The organism is Cochleicola gelatinilyticus (genome assembly GCF_001637325.1).
GTDB classification, from domain to species: Bacteria; Bacteroidota; Bacteroidia; order Flavobacteriales; family Flavobacteriaceae; genus Cochleicola; species Cochleicola gelatinilyticus.
This window is the reverse complement of the sequence record NZ_LRXL01000037.1, coordinates 283,158-302,166: the sequence shown is the minus strand read 5'-3', so window position 1 is coordinate 302,166 and position 19,009 is coordinate 283,158. Positions and strand designations below refer to the sequence as shown.

The window sequence follows — 19,009 nt, the reverse complement described above, 5'->3', positions numbered from 1 at the left end:
AACTGTTAAATTCTTATTTAAATTACGTTAAATTTGATTCCAAGGAAGTATAAATACAGTGCATAACTTATTGCAAATTAACAACTTAAAAACACATGAAACATATTCTAAAAAGCGCTCTGCTTGTATTGTTCTTACTACCATTGAGCCTTTTTGCACAATCTACTGTTACAGGGACGATTACTGAAAGTGCATCAGGGTTACCAATTCCAGGAGCAAACGTTGTTGTAAAGGGAACTACGAACGGAGCCTCTACCGATTTCGACGGAAATTATACACTATCGGAAGTAGCTACCGGCGATGTATTGGTATTTTCTTATGTTGGTTTTGAACCTCAAGAAATTAATTTCTCAGGGCAAAGTACTTTATCTATTGCTTTAAATGAAGATGCCGCTTTATTAGACGAAGTTGTTTTAATTGGATACGGGTCTACTACCAAACAAGATGCTACCGGCGCGGTTCAAAAAGTTTCTTCGGAAGAATTTAATAAAGGTGCGATTGTATCTCCCGATCAACTACTAGCTGGGAAGTCTGCCGGAGTACGTATTACCAGTAGTGGTGGTGCTCCTGGAGAAGGATCTGAAATTAGAATTCGTGGAGGTTCGTCGTTATCGGCAAATAATTCTCCACTTATTGTTGTAGATGGTATTCCATTAGATCAGCGTGGCGTTCAAGGGGTTCGAAACCAGTTAAATTCGATCAACCCAAACGAAATTGAAGATTTTGTAATTTTAAAAGATGCTTCTGCAACTGCAATCTACGGTTCTCGAGCTTCTAACGGAGTAGTTTTAATTACCACTAAAAAAGGAAAAAAAGGAGCCCCGTTTAAAATTGAATACGGTTTTCAAGTTTCTATCGATGAAGCAATCGATTATGTAGATGTGTTTACTGCCGATGAGTTTAGAACCCTCATAAATGAAAACGGAGCAGATCCTTCGTTATTAGGGAATGCAACTACCGACTGGCAGGATGAAATATATCGCACCGCAGTTGGTGGCATTCACAACCTTACTTTCTCGCAAGGTTTCGAGAATTTTTCCTACCGCATTAATTATAACAATACCAACAAACAAGGGATTCTTCGGAAAGACCTTTACCGTAGAAATGCTTTAAATGTAAACTTAAACGCAAGTCTTTTCGACGATCATCTTAAATTCGCCCTTACTACAAAAGGAAGTTTCGATGACAATTTTTATGCAGATACCGGAGCTATAGGAAATGCAATTGTTTTCGATCCTACGCAACCCATTCGACAAGGTGGAGCCTTTGGAGGTTATTTTGAATTTACTCAACCCAACGGTAACCCAGAAGCCCTGTCTCCTCGAAATCCTGTAGCATTGTTAGAACAAAATGATGAAAAAGCTCGAAATAAACGAAACATTACGAACTTAAATACCGAGTATCGGTTTCACTTTTTACCCGAATTGAAATTTATTTCGAACGCTGGTTTTGATTATTCTGAGATCGATGGACGTGAATTTGTTGAGGGTCGTTCTGCAACACAGCAAAATGGACAGTTTCAAAAATACTATACCGGGTTTAACAGAAACACCAACTTAGACCTTATTCTAAATTATAAAAACACAATTGCTACTGCAAATACCGAATACGATGTTACCGCAGGGCACTCTTATCAGGAGTTTTATGTGCTTTCCGATCTTACGGAAACACGAAATGGCATGCTAGAAACCGATCCTACTACTATAAACCGAAATTCGTTAGAATCATACTTCGGAAGGGTAAGTTTCGATATCGCAGATAAGTATTTACTGTCGGCAAGTTATCGTCGTGACGGATCTTCACGTTTTAAAAAAGAGAACCGTTGGGGTAATTTTCCCGCAGCCTCTATAGGATGGAAAATTAGTAATGAAGAATTTTTAAAAGATTCGAATGCAGTTTCTAATCTGAAGCTTCGTGCCGGATACGGAGTTACAGGGAACCAAGAAATAGGAACAAATTACGGGTATCTTGGAATTTACTCTCCGGGACAATCTTCTGCAAGTGTACAGTTTGGTGATACGTTCCAAAATACCTTACGCCCAGAAGAATTCGACGAGAATCTGAAATGGGAAGAAACCACACAATATAATGTGGGTCTTGATATTGGCTTTGTAAACAATGCCTTTAATGTAACGCTCGATGGATATTACCGAGAGACTGAAGATCTTTTGGCTAGAATTCCAACGGCAGCAGGGTCGAACCTTTCCGACTTACTAACCACAAATGTAGGAGAGACATTGAGTCGTGGAGTTGAATTAGGAATAAACACTACGGTAGTTAGCAACGACAATTTTAACTGGGATTTAAACGCAAATGCAACACTTCAGGAAGTAGAAATCACAAAACTGAATTTAAGTGGCGACCCAGATTTCTTTATCCCACAAGGGGGAATTGCCGGAGGGGTAGGTAATAACATTCAATTGTGGAGACCTGGATTTGACCCAACTACATTTTTTGTTTTCAGACAGGTATACGATTCGGAAGGAAATCCTATTGAAGGGGCATACGTTGATGTAAACGGAGATAATCAAATTACTGAAGCTGATAGACAAGCCTATAAAAAAGCAACTCCCGATGTGTACTTAGGATTTACTTCGAACATGAGTTATAAAAATTTCGATTTCGGATTTACACTTCGTGGAAGTTTAGGAAACTACGTGTATAACAATGTAGATTCTAATACGGCTTTCTATGAAGAATTGTTAAGCCCTCCTGGAAATTTCTATAAAAACGGAAGTAAAAATCTTCTCGAATCAAATTTTAATGATCCGCAATTGTTTTCAGATTATTATATTAGTAGAGCAGACTTCTTAAAAATGGACAACATGTCTATTGGTTACCTATTTCCAATGGAAGAAGTTCAGTTTAGAGCTTCATTCACAGCAACAAATGTATTTACCATTACAAAATACGACGGTCTAGACCCTGAGATTAGTAATGGGATCGACAATAATTTTTACCCAAGACCAAGAGGATTTGTTCTTGGATTAAATTTCACGTATTAATAAAAAGTATAAGCTATGAGCACTATTAAAAAAATACTCTTTGTTTTTTGCTTGACACTCGTATTTGTGTCCTGTGAAAAAGACCTAGAACTAACACCGGAAGACGATAGAGATACTTCTGCCGATGTTTTTAATGATCCGGCTTCTTACAGAGCCTTTATAGCTAAGATCTACGCAGGATTGTCATTAAGCGGTCAAGAAGGACCAGCGGGAAATCCCGATCTTGAAGGACTGGACGAAGGTTTCTCCAACTACATGCGCCTATATTGGTCGATGCAAGAATTAACTACAGACGAAGCACTCATCGCCTGGAATGATGGAACACTTCGTGATCTACACTACCAGAACTGGACGGCTGGTAATGAATTTATTCGAACCATGTATACTCGATTTCTTTATCAGGTAGCATTGTGTAATGAATTCCTTAGACAAACCACCCCCGACCTTTTAGATGGGAGAGGCGTAACTGGTGAATTACGAACGCAGATAGAGAATTACCGTGCAGAAGCGCGTTTCATGCGAGCCCTCACCTATTGGCATACGATGGACTTATATGCAAACCCTCCTTTTGTTACTGAAGAAGATCCTGTGGGAGCTTTTCTTCCAGAGCAAATTCAAAGAGCCGATTTATTTACTTACATCGAAAGTGAATTATTAGCCATAGAGGATGAGATCATTGGAGCAAAACAAAATGAATACGGTCGTGCAGATCAGGCAGCTGTCTGGACCTTGCTAACCAAACTATATTTAAATGCGGAAGTCTATACAGGCTCTGCTAGATATAATGATGCAATAACGTACGCCGAAAGAACAATTGGTGCAGGATATAGTATTGCTCAGGTTCCCTACGGAAACCTCTTTCTTGCAGACAATGACAGCAATGGTTCACAACAGGAAACAATTTTTGCGATTCCATTTGATGGTTTAAACACACAATCGTTTGGAGGAATGACATTTATGGTACACGCCCCCGTAGGAGGTTCTATGGATCCTGATTTTTTCGGAATCAATGGTGGCTGGGCAGGAGTTCGAACCACATCAACTTTTGTAGAGCAATTTGAAGGGGAAGAAAATTCTGCAGATGGACGTGCTAATTTTTATACAGACGGACAAACAAAAGAGATCGATGACATATCAGATTTTACAGATGGATATGCTGTAATTAAATACCGAAATGTTGATGTAGACGGAAACCCGGGAAGTGATCCGGGAGATCATCCCGACACCGATTTCCCAATGTTCCGATTGGCAGATGTATACTTAATGTATGCGGAAGCAGTAGTTCGCGGTGGTGGTGGAAGCCTTGGTACTGCAGTAGACTATGTTAATGAACTTCGTGAAAGAGCCTACGGAAATACCGACGGGAACATAACTAACTCAGATCTTACACTTGATTTTCTACTTTCGGAACGATCCCGTGAATTACACTGGGAATGTCACAGAAGAACCGATCTTATTCGTTTTGGACAATTCTCAGATCAAGGTATTTGGCCTTTCAAAGGAAACGTACCACAAGGAGCAACTACCGAAGCTTTTAGAGACGTGATGCCTATTCCGGCAACAGATATTGGTGTAAATACCAACTTAGAACAAAACCCAGGTTATTAATATAATTTAAAGTAAAAATAAAATGAAAAAAATATCAATTATACTATGTGCCTTGGTTGCCTTAGTTGCTTTCAATGCATGCGAAACAGAGGATGATGTTATATTTACAGCGCAAGAGGCAGATGGACTTGCCTTCACCAATACGACCTCTTCAGAATATGTATTAACCAATGCTACTGCCGGAAACCTTGCCGAGCGTTTTACTTGGAATGCCGCCGATTTTGGAACAGAAACAAATGTTTCTTATGATCTTGAAAAATCAAACACATCAGATTTTACCGAAGTTATTTCGGTGGGAACCACCACTTCAACCGAGCTTGGTGTAACTGTAGGACAATTATTAGGGTATGCTTCGGAAATCGGATTAGATAATGATCCTGCTACCGATGCACCTAACACTGGAACGATTTACATGCGCTTGCGAGGATATGTAGGTGCCGGTGGTCTTGAAACATTTTCAGATGCTGTAGGTTTAGTACTGGTGCTTCCTGAAACTACGGAAGATGAAGAAGCTGCATTACCAAGATTAGCAGTACCAGGACCACACCAAGATTGGAACCCTGACGAAAACTCTGGAGTACCTTTTGTACCTTATTTACAATCTGAAGACATTGGAAACACTAATTATGAAGGGTTCGTATATTTAATCGACATGTTTAAACTGGTTGAACCGAATGCCGATGGTGCGTTTATGTGGGGGAACCCTGATTATGGTGACGCTTCAGGAATTGATGGAAATTACACACAAATATTGGCACTTGAAGACGAAGGAAACTGTGGTGTGCCAGATGGTGAAGGATATTACTTACTCAACGCAAATACAACCGACCTTACCTATTCTGCAACTAAAACAGATTGGGGAATTATTGGGAACGGACTAACCGGAGATGGTTCGGGATGGAACGCTAGTGTACCTATGTCTTTTGATACCACTACCCGAATTTGGACAATCACAACCAATTTAGTTGCAGGAGTAGACCCTGATGATGCAGAAAATGTATTACGTATTAAATTCCGAGCGAATGATGCATGGGATATTAATATGGGTGAAGGCGACGATAATAATCTTGTATTTGGCGGAGGTGATATTGCTGTTCCTGAAAGTGGAACTTATTTAATCACAATCGATCTAAGCAATCCCAGAGCATATACCTACTCCCTCGAATTACAATAAAAAATTGCTAATTCATAATTTTGTTAAGCTTAAAGAGGAAGGTTCATATTGATCTCTTCCTCTTTTTATTTTAATCCAACTTTTCTATGAAAAATATACTCTATATTCTTTTTGTACTTGCTCCGTTTATGGGGAATGCACAGGTTCAAAATGCAACGTTTACGATCACACCAGCTACATTTAATGCAGATGAGGAAATCACCATTACTGTATCTAATATTGATCCATCCATATGGGGTGAAACCGATATCTATTTATGGGCATGGTATTTCGATGAAAACGATGAACCTGCTGGAGATTCACCTACCAATGGCGAATGGACGAACTCGAATGAAGTACAGAAATTTACCGATAATGGAAACGATACCTATTCCTATACGTTAACTCCTTCCGATTTTTATAACGATTCAGCTATTGGCAGGATGGGAATGCTCGCCAAAGCGAAAGACGGAAGTAATATGGGCAACGGAGACCGAAAAACACAAGATCATTTGGTAGAAGTAGGAACGTTTCAAACCTCGCTTATTACACCTTCAGAAGAAAACACAATTGTGAATCCGGGAACTTCTATTCAAATCGAAGCGGTTTCTTCAGTACCGGCAAATTTTCAGCTACTAGCCAATGGTACTGCGCAACCCGCACAAAATGGAATTACAAACTATTCTAATTCGTATGTTGTTTCCGAAGATATCTTTTTTGAACTTGTAATTACCGAACCTATTAGCGGAGAAGTAATTTCTGAAACATTCAACGTCCTACTTACCCCAGATCCACAGGAATTACCAGTACCTGCAGGTATGAAAGACGGAATTAATCTCGACCCAAACGACTCTTCCACAGCAACACTTGTGCTGTATGCGCCCTTTAAAGATTTTGTGCATGTAACAGGAAATTTTAATGATAATAACTGGCGGTTAACTAATGAATTTCTTCTGAATAAAGACACAACAACAGACCGCTTCTGGATCACTTTAAACGATCTTGATGCAGGGGATACAAATGTACTTTTTCAGTACGTAGTAGATGCTGAAATAAAAATAGCAGACCCCTACTCTACCGCTATTTTAGATGAATTTAATGATGTATTTATCACTGAGACTACCTTTCCCAACAGACCGGAATACCCTGCCGGAAAAACAATCGATGCGGTAAGCTGGTTTGTGGTTAATGAAACGCCGTACGAATGGCAAACTACCAACTTTGAGCGTCCAAAACAGGAAGAGCTTGTAATCTATGAGTTATTAATCCGTGATTTCGATGCTCTGCACAGTTATGAAGCACTTTCAGACCGTTTAGATTATATTGCAGACCTTAATGTAAATGCAATCGAGTTACTACCTGTAAACGAATTCGACGGCAATATTAGTTGGGGGTACAACCCATCGTTTCACATGGCGCTGGATAAGTACTACGGAACTAAAAACAGTTTTAAAGCTTTTATCGATGATTGTCATTCGCGCGGAATCGCAGTAATTCTAGATGTGGTATATAACCATGCCACAGGACAAAATCCGTATTTTAGAATGTGGAACGATTGTAATGGGTGTTATACCGGAACACCAACAGCGGAAAATCCGTTTTTTAACGTAAGTGATCCAAATCCCGTATTTCAATTCTTTAACGATATGGATCATGAATCGGAAGCCACACAAGCGTATGTAGACCGTATGAATGCGTACTGGTTGGAGGAATTTAAGATCGATGGATACCGATTCGATTTTACAAAAGGGTTTACAAATACACCTGGAGATGGAGGAGCTTACGACGCTGCTCGAATTGCTTTGTTGAAACGCATGTACGACGAAATTCGTACCGAAGATCCTTCAGCGTATGTCATTCTTGAACATTTTGCTCCTAATTCCGAAGAAACAGAACTTATTGAATACCGAAGCACCACAGCTCCCGACGAACCGGGTATGTTGGTTTGGACCAATCATAACTACAATTACAACGAAGCTACGATGGGGTACAATACAACTTCAGATTTCTCTTCAATATCGTATCTAAATCGAGGATGGGAAACACCTTCTGGAGTGGGTTACATGGAAAGTCATGATGAAGAACGGCTTAATTATAAAAATTTGGAATTTGGAAACAGCAATGGAAGTTACAACGTAAAAAACTTGGAAACCGCTCTAGATCGCCTAAAATTAGCCGGTGCTTTTTACTTTACCATTCCCGGACCTAAAATGATCTGGCAGTTTGGAGAACTAGGCTACGATTTTAGTATTAATTATTGTGAAGACGGAACCATTGATCCAGGGTGTCGCGTGAATCCGAAACCGATTCCTTTTGAAATAGGATATGCTAATGGAAGCAACCGTAGAAAAGTTTACACGGCTTGGAGCCAGTTTATTAAAATCACACAGCTTAATTCCATCTTTAGGACAACAGATTTCACATTAGATGTTGGCAATGATAATGGCTTGAAAAAAATTCAGTTACAGGATCTTTCTGCCACTGGGGACGAAATAAAATATGTTACTATTTTAGGAAACTTTGGTGTGGTTCCGCAATCGATCGATCCTCAATTTCAAGAAACGGGTACTTGGCACAATATGTACGACGGAAGCACTTTTGAGGTAACCAATATAAACGCACCTATTTTATTAGAACCCGGTGAATATCTTTTATTTGCTAATGAAACTTCATTACTTGAAACTCCAGAACCAAATAAAGCTAATTTTACTTTATATCCCAACCCTGCTAAAAATAAAATTTATCTATCAAGAAATTTTTCTGAAGTAAAAATATATAACAGTTTGGGAACTTTAATTAAATCAATTCAAGATTACTCATTAAATTCTGAAATTTCGATAGAAAGTCTTTCAACAGGATTGTATTTTTTACATCTTAAAAATGAAGGCTTTACATACGTTTTGAAGCTTATAAAACAATAGTGAAAAATAAAATACGTGTAAGTACGTATAGTAAAAACTGAAATACCACCTTATATTTGATTCATGAATTAGTGAATATGTATTGAGGTTAATTTTTTGTGGGGATAGAAAGTTTAATCAATACATTATAAAATTTACTAAGTTAGGTTTGTTAAAAGCGTCTCAATGAAAATTGAGACGCTTATTTTTTTAACCTGTTTTACACTACGTAGATTTGTTTAAAAAACCTGCACTATAACAGCACGAAGCTTTATTTATTCTGAAGTTATATAACCTATTATATTTACTCGTTAACTTAATTACTCGTTACAGTCAACTTTTCTAAGAGATGCAGTTAATCCCAATTCAGGGCTTCCCCCAGAAATTTCTGCAGATTCATCAGTAATAAAGATTTTTATTTCCACCGTATCTTTCATCCCCTCCTGCATAAAAATGTATTCGGCTTCAATAATATCATTTACAATATTTCCAGTTAAAGTTCCTCTGCGTTGATCTTTTTCAGCAGGCAACCAGTTATAATCTCCTTTTACAGTATCTCCCTCGACCGTTAATACTAATTCCTGAATGTCCTTTTTTAAAGGCTCCTCTTTAAAAGGGAATTCATTTCGAAAACAATATGTGGTTATTTTAGATGTAGCGCTATTGGCTTCTTTACTATCTTTTCTGGTAGAATTTTTACATCCATATCCGAGGATAATAATTAAACAAAAACCGAATATAATCGAGGTGCTTTTTTTCATAGCATAAAATTCGAATTACTGCTTAAGCATCATAAACTCTATAGAAGAGTCTTCGAATACCTTATGTGTTTGTTTTTTAAAGTCGGTTTCTTTCGCTTCAAAAATATTAGGAACATAGGTTTGCGGATTCAAGTCGATATACGGAAACCATGTACTCTGCACCTGAATCTGAATTTTATGTCCTTTCAGAAAAGTATGATGAATGTCCTGTAGTTTTACCGTTACATTTGTTTTCTCGTTTGGAGTAAAAGGCTTCGGATCGCTGAAACTATCTCTAAATCGACCTCGCATCACTTCACTGCGTACTAACATATGGTAATTGCTCATTTTTAAATACTCTTGGGTTTCTTCGTAATCGGGTGCATCGTGCGGGTACACATCTATTATTTTTACCACCCAGTCGGCAGCAGTACCAGTAGTAGCAACTTTTAATTTTGCCATAATATCCCCGGTCATTTTCATGTCTTCCGTAAGCACCGGTGTTTCAAATGTAAGCACGTCGGGACGTCGAGCTGCGAACCGTTGATCATCGGTCATGAATTTTCTTGGTGTAAACACCATTTTAATGTCTTCGGAATACGGAACCGGTTTCTTAGGATCACTAATAAATTCTGAAAAAGCCGTGGCACTACCCGCTTGTTCTGAAAGATCTTCACCATTCTGAAGGTAAAATGTTTTCTTTTCTGCCTGTTTTGGAGGCCATTCTGTATACGATTTCCAAGCTCTGCTTCCTGTATCGTACATATATGCCTCTGGCAAACCCGTTTCTCCCTTTCCGTTGTTCTTTAAAAAATGATTAAAAAATTTGGTTTCGATATCACGCTGAAAGTCTCTAGAAATAAAATCACCAAAATAAACATTCCCAATTGCTTGTCGTTCTTTATCACGCGCCCAATCTCCATGACTCCACGGACCAAAAACAACGGTGTTATAAGTGTCACTGTTTTTTTCAATATTCTCATAGGTTTCAAACGGACCATAAAGATCTTCCGCATCGAACAACCCTCCTACCGTCATTACAGCTGGTTTAATATTTTTTAAATGCTGAATAATGCCACGTGACTGCCAAAATTCATCGTAATTTGGATGTTCTTTTAATTGTTGCCAAAACACATTATCTTCTTTGTAATATTTGTCAAGATTCGATAACGGACCGGCATCTAAAAAGAATTGATACTGATCTTCAGTACCAAGTTCGGGACTTGAATACCAAGCCTCTTTTACTGGTTTTGTCTTTTCATATCCAAAAACCGTAGTCGCTCTCCAGTAACTTAATAAGTAGGCTCCATTGTGGTGGAAATCGTCGAAAAAGAAATCACCGATGGGCGCTTGCGGCGATACTGCTTTTAATGCGGGATGAGCGTCTAACAAGGAATATGTTGAGTAAAAGCCTGGGTACGAGATTCCCCAGATACCCACGTTACCGTTGTTATTCTGCACATTATTTACAAGCCATTCGATTGAGTCGTAGGTGTCACTAGCTTCATCTACCTGTTTCCCAGTCTTATTTGGAATATAAGCTCGCATGTTATCGTACACACCTTCACTATTCCAACGTCCACGTACGTCTTGATAAACAACTATATTTCCTTCTTTCATCATAAATTCGTTTGGACCAACTTTAGATCGAAACTGATCTTCTCCATAGGGGCGACAACTATACGGAGTACGTTGAAAAAGGATTGGATATTTTTTTGAAGTATCTTTTGGCGTATAAATAGCTGTAAACAGTTTTACACCGTCACGCATCGTTATATATGTCTCGGTTTTGGTGTAGTTATTTTTTGCGTAGTCTGCATCTGCATCCTGAGCTATTACGAAATTGAAACAACCTACTAAAGCTAGTATAAAAGCAATGTTCTTCATTTGTTATTTTTTAAATTTACTAATTCCTTCTGTTAACCATGCTTCGTATTCTTCCGCATCGGGAGTATATCCTACGGGTTCTATAAGGTTTTTCTCATTATGATCCATTAACACATAAAATGGCTGGGCATTAGCCTTATACCTTTTTATTTGCAGATCGCTCCAAAGGTTTCCTATGGTCTTAATTTTTTTCCCTGTTTCGAGGCTAGTATATTTATCTTCTTCGGGAAGTTCTCGTTTATCATCTACATAAAGAGAAATTAATACTACATCATTCTTTAAAATTCGTAAGATCGATGGATCTGGCCATACATTCTGTTCCATTTTTCTACAGTTTACACAAGCCCAACCTGTAAAATCGATCATAACCGGTTTTCCTACTTCTTTTGCGTATCTAAGTCCGTCATCATAATGGTGAAATGAAAGTATGTCGTGTGGCGCCATTAAATGTGCCCCTTCTGGAAGTTCCGATTCTGAAGCAGTTCCCGAAGTCCCTAATTTTGTAAATCCTACACCATAAGGCGATTCACTGTATTCCAACGGTGGTGGAAAAGCACTGATCAGTTTTAGTGGTGCCCCCCAGAGACCTGGAATAAGGTAAAAAACAAAACTAAGCGTTACCAACCCTAGCATTAATCTTCCTACCGATATATGAGGCAGAGGACCGTCGTGAGGTAATTTTATTTTACCCAGTAAGTACAAAGCCAATCCGCCAAAAACAGCAATCCAGATCGCTATAAAAACTTCTCGCTCTAATAAATGCGCCTGCATAACTAGATCGGCCTGTGATAAAAATTTAAAAGCAAAAGCGAGTTCTAAAAACCCTAAAACAACTTTTACAGTATTTAGCCAACCACCACTTTTAGGAAGTGAATTTAACCACCCCGGGAATATGGCAAATAATGTAAAGGGAAGCGCTATTGCCAATGAAAAACCAAGCATTCCGATTATAGGAGCAATTCCGCCTTTCGATGCTGCTTCTACTAACAACCCGCCCACAATAGGACCGGTACACGAAAAAGACACAATTGCCAAAGCCAATGCCATAAAAAAGATACCAGCAATCCCACCTTTATCGGCTTTACTGTCTACTTTATTTGCCCATGATTGTGGTAGTGTGATCTCGAACGCTCCCATAAATGAGATCGCAAAAATTACTAAAAGAAGGAAGAAAAGAATATTAAACCATACATTCGTCGACAGTGCGTTTAGTGAATCTGCCCCGAATATCGTGGTTACAACAGTCCCCAATAACACGTAGATTACAATAATAAAGAGACCATACATAATAGCATTTCGAATCCCGGTTGCACGGGTTTTACTTTGCTTGGTAAAAAAACTTACCGTTAAGGGAATCATCGGGAAAACACAGGGTGTTAATAAGGCTGCAAACCCAGAGATAAATGCCAATAAGAAAATGGTCCACAATCCTCTTGCATCGCCATCTGTACTACTGGCCGCCTTAGAAGGCGTTCCTTTTTTATCTTTACTATCTTGCGTAATATTTTCACCTTTAGAAGCTGCTGAATTCGGCAATAGTATTTCAAACTCTGAAAATTCAAAAATACACTTTTCATCATCGCAGGACTGAAAATCTACCGATGCTTTAATCAACGCCAAGGATGGGTCTAACACCTCAATTTTTTGTGTAAACGTGGCACTGTCCATGAAATAAGAAAGATCCATCTCAAAAATCTTATCGAATTTTGATTTCGATTTACTCTCAACTACATCTCCCACCAATTTAAACGCATCATTTTCATTTTCGAAAGAAAACAAGGTGGCAATGGGACCACCTTCAGGCACATTCTGTGTATAAAGATACCATCCATCTTCAATCTCTGCTTTAAATATTAATTCGTAGGTATTATCTCCAAGCTCTTTTATGTCTGAACTCCATTTAACGGGTTCAATTATTTGAGAAAAAACAGAGAGGCATGTAAATAGCGTGAGAAATAGAGAGACTATATTTTTATTCATAAAATTAAGTATCTAAAAGTTTAATTTCTAATATTCGCTGGGTGGTTGTACTTACTTTAAAACGTTCATCGGCTCTGTAACCAACCACCCAAATAATTTGATTGTTACTACAAAGCAGCCAAACATTTTCCTTCGCTACCAAAGATAACTTTTCATCTTTAAAAAACTTACTCAATTTCTTTTTTCCTTTCATTCCAAAAGGCTGAAATACGTCTCCTTCTTCCCATTTTCGAAGCACTAAAGGGAAGTCGATTTTATCTTGATCTATGTATATCGTATTTGTATCAAGGTATCCCACTTTATCGGTAGGAATAATGGTTAATGCGATGGGCTGCGTTATTTTTTTTTCTGAATTCTGAATAAAATAATGCTCACTCCTATTATCCGATTCATTAAATTTTGATTCTATGTCTTCTGAAGCTTTAATTTTAGTAAGAATAAACACTCCTCGGTCTTTAAGAAGTCGATGGGTTTTTGAAAAAACTTGCTTTCCGCTTTGTGCTGTTAAAAGATCGATAACAGCTTTGTGATCTGTAAAGCCAAACGACTGAAGCAGTTCATATAATACCGTTTCTTTGTTTGGTAATTCCTCTAATTTTTGAAGGTGTATCGTATACCCATCAAAATTTTCAGTTACTGCTAAATTATAAATCAAGACCATGTAGTCATCTATTAATGACTGACTGTTCTTTAAATATTGCTGCGTTTTTTGAACTTGTTGCAACGTGTTTTTTGTGACTTTCTTATAATTAGGAATTACCTCGTGACGCAATGCATTTCGAAGGTATTTTGTAGCTGCATTGCTACTATCTTCTCGCCAATATAAATGTTCTTTCTTAGCAAAATTTAAAATCTGTTTAGATGAAAAGGGTAAAAAAGGCCGGATAATGCGATCATTTATTGCTGGAATTCCGGTTAACCCGCGAAGGCCCGTTCCTCGTGATAGATTAATTAAAAATGTTTCCAGATCGTCATCGGCATGATGTGCGGTGAGTACATAATCGTACTTAAAATCTTTCAGAAGTTCTTCGAACCACCGATAGCGTAATTCCCTTGCAGCCATTTGGGTTGAAAGATGCTGGTCTTTTGCGTACCTTATGGTATCAAATGTTTCAGTAAAAACAGGTACTGATAATTGTTCCGCCAGATCAAGAACAAATGCCTCATCTCCGTCACTTTCTTTTCCGCGCAATGAAAAATTACAATGCGCAATTCCGGTTACGTAACCAACCCGATGCATGAGATGTGCAAGCACCACACTATCCACACCCCCACTACAGGCAATAAGAAGTTTTTTTCCTTTCAGAAAAAGAAAATTTTTAGCGAGATGGGTCGTTAATTTTGCTTGCAATCTTTTTTATTAAAAGTAGTAAAGGTACGAAATGGAAGGGGAAGGCGAAATGGAAATTAAAAACGAATTAAAAAAGGAAAAAGAGTAACAAAAGAAATTCTAGACTTTTTGTTTATTTATGCATCAAAGCTTCCCGCATCGCTTTTGCTTTCAGTAAACATTCTTCATATTCATTTTCTGGAATCGATTTTGCCGTAATAGCGCTTCCTACCGAATAACTAACATAATCTTGGTCGGCATTATAAAGAATACTTCTTATAATTACATTAAAGTCGAAATCCCCATTTGGAGCAAAATATCCTACTGCTCCACTATACAAACCGCGTTTGGCGTCTTCTAACTCTTCAATTATTTTCATAGCAGAAACCTTAGGGGCTCCTGTCATGCTTCCCATAGGAAATGTATTTTTTAAAATTGAAACCGACGAAGTTTCCGGATCTACTTTGCATGTTATAGTAGAAATCATTTGATGCACCTGTTCAAAAGAATAAATTTTACAAAGTTCCTCTACCTCAACGCTTCCTTTCTTTGCAATTCGAGACAAATCGTTTCGTACTAAATCGGTGATCATAATATTTTCACTGCGCTCTTTAGGGTCGGAAATTAGTTGCTGTACCATCGCAGCATCTTCACCGGGATCGTTCAATCTCGGTGCAGTTCCTTTTATAGGCTGAGAAATAACTACATCCCCTTTTCTTTGCAGGTATCGCTCTGGTGATGCCGAAAGTGCGTATCTATCTTTAATTTTAAGAAAAGCAGCAAAGGGCGGGTGGGAAATACTATTTAAATGCTGAAAGACTCGTAATGGGTTGATTTTTGTTGCTTCGGAATAAAATTCTTGACAAAAATTTGCTTCATAAATATCACCTCGTTCAATATGCTGAAGCATGGTAGTGACCTTCTCAAAATAACTATCTTTCGAAGTTCTTACCTTAATTTTTACTGGTGTTTCACTATTAAATTCTTCTGAAGGGTTTTTCAATTGGGTTGAAAGGATTTCATTCCAGTCGGTTTCCAGTTCGTCATCAACCATATTTAGATAGTGTAATTCGACTTCATTTTCTGAAAACAAAAACACTTTTTTGGGTTGAAAAAAATAGAGATCGGGAAACTGAAGCCCATCGTGATTTTTAGAGTGTAATTGTTCTACGCTATTTTTAAGATCGTATGTGAGATATCCAAACAACCAATCGTTCGTCTTAGTTTGATATTCATTCAACGCATCGAAAGCTCCAAAATGATCGGTCTGAATTGCTGTAAGTGCATCCACAGCAAGTATTGCCAAATACGTACCATGTGATTGTTGATAGGCATTCGAATCGAGCCAAACTACTTCTTCAAACTGTTGTGCCCAAAGAAGAATCTTAGCAGTAAGCTGACTAGAAAAGGGTATCTTATAGGTATTGACGACTCTCATAAATAGTATTGGAATGTAGCGACTAAAAACCATCTCAAAAGTATTTAAAATTTAGGAAGTATAAACAGAATTGAATCAACTTCCTTTTTGGCCTTAATGTTCAATGGAAAAACTTAACTATTAAACAAAATGAGGTGTATTTTGCCGATAAATTATGCATTTTATCTACTATTGTTGAATTTCAACAATAATCTTGTAATTAAAATATTACAATTTTTTACACTTAATCTAAAATAATTTTCATTTAAACGATTATTTTAAAATTAGCATTTAGAATTTTTGAGAATACATAGAAGTACTTTTTACATTTGCCGCAGTTAAACCCAAATTAACTTCTACTTATGAAAACTATTGCGTTTGCTCTTATAGCAGTTGTCACTCTTCTAGGTTCTGTACAAATAAAAGCCCAGGTGGGTATTGGAAATACATCACCAATGAGCATGTTAGACATCCAATCATCCAACCCTTCAGATCCGTCTCATAATGACGGGATTTTAATTCCACGTATTTCTAAATTTCCAGCCGTAAATCCAGGACATGACCAAAACGGAATGATGGTGTTTTTAACAGCCCCTGTTGGAACTTTTAATGTGGGATTTCACTACTGGCATGCTCCAGAAAGCAGATGGATCTCTGTAGGAGCCGAAGAGTGGAAAGACGGATTTAGCAGTACAGGAGAACCTCTTATCTATGCATCTCAAGCAAAGTTAAGTGGAACAGACATTATTATTACAGATTCAGGAAAAGTAGGAATTGGAACCGATACTCCCGTAGAACGTTTCGAATTTAAAGGCCCTGGAGATAACGATTTTCAAATAACAAGTGCCAATACCAATCCTCCAAACGTAATTTTATATAATACCGGAGGTACGCTTGATGCCCCTACCGCTTTTACGAATGCGAATCAGGAAATAGGATCGGTAATTGTAAAAACACATGATGGCGCTGGAATTAGAGAACCAGGTGGATTTCGTTTTTATATAGATGGATTGGCTTCTCCAGGTAGTACGCCTTCAAAATTTGTTGTAAATACAACTCCAGAAGGATCTACACAGCAACGCACACGAATGACCATTCGTAGTAACGGAAATACAGGTATTGGTGTTGAAGATCCAAAAGCCGTGCTGCAGTTAAAAGGGGGAACTACCAATAATGCTCCTTTAAAATTTACGGCAGGCCCCGTATTAAACACCCCAGAAGCAGGTACCATTGAATACGACGGTAATAACTTTTATCTAACTGCTGGAACCTTACGCGAAGTTGTTATGAAAGGGACTTCGGTAACAATCCCCTTAAGTTTTCCACCGATTAACAAAGGACGTTTTGCTGATGTAGACGTAGCTGTTAGTAATGCTGTTGTTGGAGATGCTTGTAATTGTTCACCACACGGTGGAATGGAAGATTATTTAGTTTGGAATTGTTATGTAAGCGCCCCCAATACAGTTACCGTTCGTGTTTCTAATATTAGACAATCCTCTTCCGCAATTTCTCCAAGCACTCGAAACTGGAATATTAAAATAATAAAGTAAAAAGGCGTTTTAATTAAACGGCAAAAACATACTTTAAACGATTAAAATGTGATTTTTTCAAAGTATTTGTAATCAAAGTATTACATAATTATGCATTTCATCGATTTAAAAATCCACTTAAACGAATATATAGTCTTTCGTAGTGTTAAGGTTTGATTTGATATAGGAATAAAAATTACCTTTGCTATTGTTAACCCAAATTAACACCTACTTATGAAAAATGTTACTCTTGCTATTCTAGCTATTTTTACATTATTTTTTACCACATTAACGAAAGCTCAAGTTGGTATTGGAAATACATCTCCAATGAGCATGTTGGATATTCAAGCCTCCGACCCTTCAAATCCTGCAAGCAATGATGGAATCTTAATCCCAAGAGTTTCTAAATTTCCAGAAACAGATCCAGGACATGATCAAAATGGAATGTTAGTATACTTAACAGCTCCTGTGGGAACTTTTAATACAGGATTTCATTACTGGCATGCTCCAGAAAATCGTTGGATCTCGGTTGGTGCTGAAGAGTGGAAAGATGGTTTCAGTTCAACTGGAGAACCTCTTATCTATGCTTCTCAAGCAAAATTAAGCGGTACAGATGTTATTATTACAGATTCCGGGAAAGTTGGAATTGGTACCGATACACCTGTAGAACGTTTTGAATTTAAAGGGCCAGGAGATAACGACTTTCAAATTACTAGTGCAAATACAAATCCTCCAAACATAATTTTATTCAATACTGGAGGAACATTAGACGCACCCGCTGCATTTACAAACGCCAATCAAGAAATAGGGTCTATCATCGTTAAAACCCATGACGGAACAGGGATTAAAGAAACAGGAGGGTTTCGTTTTTATATCGATGGACTGGCAACACCAGGAAGTGCCCCTTCAAAATTTGTCTTAAATACAACACCTGCAGGTTCTACAAGTCAGCTAACAAGGGTGGTAGTAAAGAATGATGGAAAGATGGGAATTGGAACACAAGAACCTACCGAAATATTGGATGTAGCAGGAAATATTCGAGTTCGTAATTTAGGTAGTGGTGCCTTATATAGTGACTCTCACGGAAATATCAGCAATGCACCTATGGGACCTATTACAGTTGCTGCAGGATTGGTGGAAGGTAATGGAAATGCCTTAAAAATTTATGGAGCCACTGTATCAAGAATAAACAAAGGAAATTACCAAGTAACTTTTTCAAGTCCAAGAAGTAGTAATAACTATATTATTAATTTAGCATCGGCCGATTGTAATGATGCTGGAGACTGTGATTATGACGACCCAGGTATCACCTATTTAAACCGACAAACTACTGGCTTTCGAGTGAATATAGGAGATAGTGATAATGGTGGTACTGCCAAAGAAGATATTGACCTAGAATTTACTTTTTCGGTAATCGATTTTTAAAAATACCCCCCGCACATAAAAAAAGCTGGTTGAAA

11 protein-coding genes are annotated in these 19,009 nt (G+C 37.8%); 6 read left to right on the top strand and 5 right to left on the bottom strand.

All coding sequences use genetic code 11. The annotated features are described in order from the left end of the window. Positions 1-95 precede the first annotated feature (95 nt). The 4 genes from ULVI_RS08980 to ULVI_RS08965 all read left to right on the top strand — a co-directional run bounded on the left by ULVI_RS08980 (position 96) and on the right by ULVI_RS08965 (position 8,687). Positions 96-3,005: a SusC/RagA family TonB-linked outer membrane protein gene (locus ULVI_RS08980; RefSeq protein WP_068591959.1), complete on the top strand. Its 2,910-nt coding sequence runs from the start codon at positions 96-98 to the stop codon at positions 3,003-3,005. A 15-nt stretch (positions 3,006-3,020) separates the two neighbouring features. Continuing rightward, the gene (locus ULVI_RS08975) at positions 3,021-4,613 is read left to right on the top strand and encodes a RagB/SusD family nutrient uptake outer membrane protein (protein WP_068591957.1); all 1,593 of its coding nucleotides are present in this window, start codon (positions 3,021-3,023) and stop codon (positions 4,611-4,613) included. Between the two features lie 22 nt (positions 4,614-4,635). Beyond that, positions 4,636-5,787 carry a SusE domain-containing protein gene (locus ULVI_RS08970; RefSeq protein WP_068591955.1) on the top strand — a complete coding sequence of 384 codons (1,152 nt, stop codon included), beginning with the start codon at positions 4,636-4,638 and terminating at the stop codon, positions 5,785-5,787. Between the two features lie 86 nt (positions 5,788-5,873). Next, complete coding sequence (locus ULVI_RS08965) at positions 5,874-8,687, top strand: alpha-amylase family glycosyl hydrolase (RefSeq protein WP_068591953.1); 2,814 nt, start codon at positions 5,874-5,876, stop codon at positions 8,685-8,687. 299 nt (positions 8,688-8,986) lie between these two features. On the opposite strand, the gene ULVI_RS08960 is transcribed toward ULVI_RS08965, so the two are convergent. The 5 genes from ULVI_RS08960 to pabB all read right to left on the bottom strand — a co-directional run bounded on the left by ULVI_RS08960 (position 8,987) and on the right by pabB (position 16,041). Beyond that, positions 8,987-9,427 (bottom strand): hypothetical protein, encoded by a 441-nt coding sequence (locus tag ULVI_RS08960; RefSeq protein ID WP_068591951.1) that lies wholly within the window; start codon positions 9,425-9,427, stop codon positions 8,987-8,989. A gap of 15 nt (positions 9,428-9,442) precedes the next feature. Further along, complete coding sequence (locus tag ULVI_RS08955) at positions 9,443-11,293, bottom strand: CocE/NonD family hydrolase (protein WP_068591949.1); 1,851 nt, start codon at positions 11,291-11,293, stop codon at positions 9,443-9,445. 3 nt (positions 11,294-11,296) lie between these two features. Continuing rightward, complete coding sequence (locus ULVI_RS08950) at positions 11,297-13,273, bottom strand: protein-disulfide reductase DsbD family protein (RefSeq protein WP_068591947.1); 1,977 nt, start codon at positions 13,271-13,273, stop codon at positions 11,297-11,299. A 4-nt stretch (positions 13,274-13,277) separates the two neighbouring features. Further along, positions 13,278-14,624 (bottom strand): tRNA lysidine(34) synthetase TilS, encoded by a 1,347-nt coding sequence (gene tilS / locus ULVI_RS08945; protein WP_068591946.1) that lies wholly within the window; start codon positions 14,622-14,624, stop codon positions 13,278-13,280. A gap of 112 nt (positions 14,625-14,736) precedes the next feature. Further along, positions 14,737-16,041, bottom strand: coding sequence for an aminodeoxychorismate synthase component I (gene pabB / locus ULVI_RS08940; protein ID WP_068592560.1), 1,305 nt, complete (start codon positions 16,039-16,041; stop codon positions 14,737-14,739). 341 nt (positions 16,042-16,382) lie between these two features. Between pabB and ULVI_RS08935 the strand changes: the two genes are divergently transcribed. After that, complete coding sequence (locus tag ULVI_RS08935; protein WP_068591944.1) at positions 16,383-17,570, top strand: hypothetical protein; 1,188 nt, start codon at positions 16,383-16,385, stop codon at positions 17,568-17,570. Positions 17,571-17,783: 213 nt separating this feature from the next. After that, on the top strand, positions 17,784-18,974 hold the full coding sequence (locus ULVI_RS08930; RefSeq protein WP_068591942.1) for a hypothetical protein: 1,191 nt from the start codon (positions 17,784-17,786) through the stop codon (positions 18,972-18,974). Positions 18,975-19,009 lie beyond the last annotated feature (35 nt).

Coding starts and splice junctions, on each gene's coding strand:
- ULVI_RS08980 (WP_068591959.1), top strand. CDS start 96: ATGAAACATATTCTAAAAAGCGCTCTGCTTGTATTGTTCTTACTACCA.
- ULVI_RS08975 (WP_068591957.1), top strand. CDS start 3,021: ATGAGCACTATTAAAAAAATACTCTTTGTTTTTTGCTTGACACTCGTA.
- ULVI_RS08970 (WP_068591955.1), top strand. CDS start 4,636: ATGAAAAAAATATCAATTATACTATGTGCCTTGGTTGCCTTAGTTGCT.
- ULVI_RS08965 (WP_068591953.1), top strand. CDS start 5,874: ATGAAAAATATACTCTATATTCTTTTTGTACTTGCTCCGTTTATGGGG.
- ULVI_RS08960 (WP_068591951.1), bottom strand. CDS start 9,427: ATGAAAAAAAGCACCTCGATTATATTCGGTTTTTGTTTAATTATTATC.
- ULVI_RS08955 (WP_068591949.1), bottom strand. CDS start 11,293: ATGAAGAACATTGCTTTTATACTAGCTTTAGTAGGTTGTTTCAATTTC.
- ULVI_RS08950 (WP_068591947.1), bottom strand. CDS start 13,273: ATGAATAAAAATATAGTCTCTCTATTTCTCACGCTATTTACATGCCTC.
- pabB (WP_068592560.1), bottom strand. CDS start 16,041: ATGAGAGTCGTCAATACCTATAAGATACCCTTTTCTAGTCAGCTTACT.
- ULVI_RS08935 (WP_068591944.1), top strand. CDS start 16,383: ATGAAAACTATTGCGTTTGCTCTTATAGCAGTTGTCACTCTTCTAGGT.
- ULVI_RS08930 (WP_068591942.1), top strand. CDS start 17,784: ATGAAAAATGTTACTCTTGCTATTCTAGCTATTTTTACATTATTTTTT.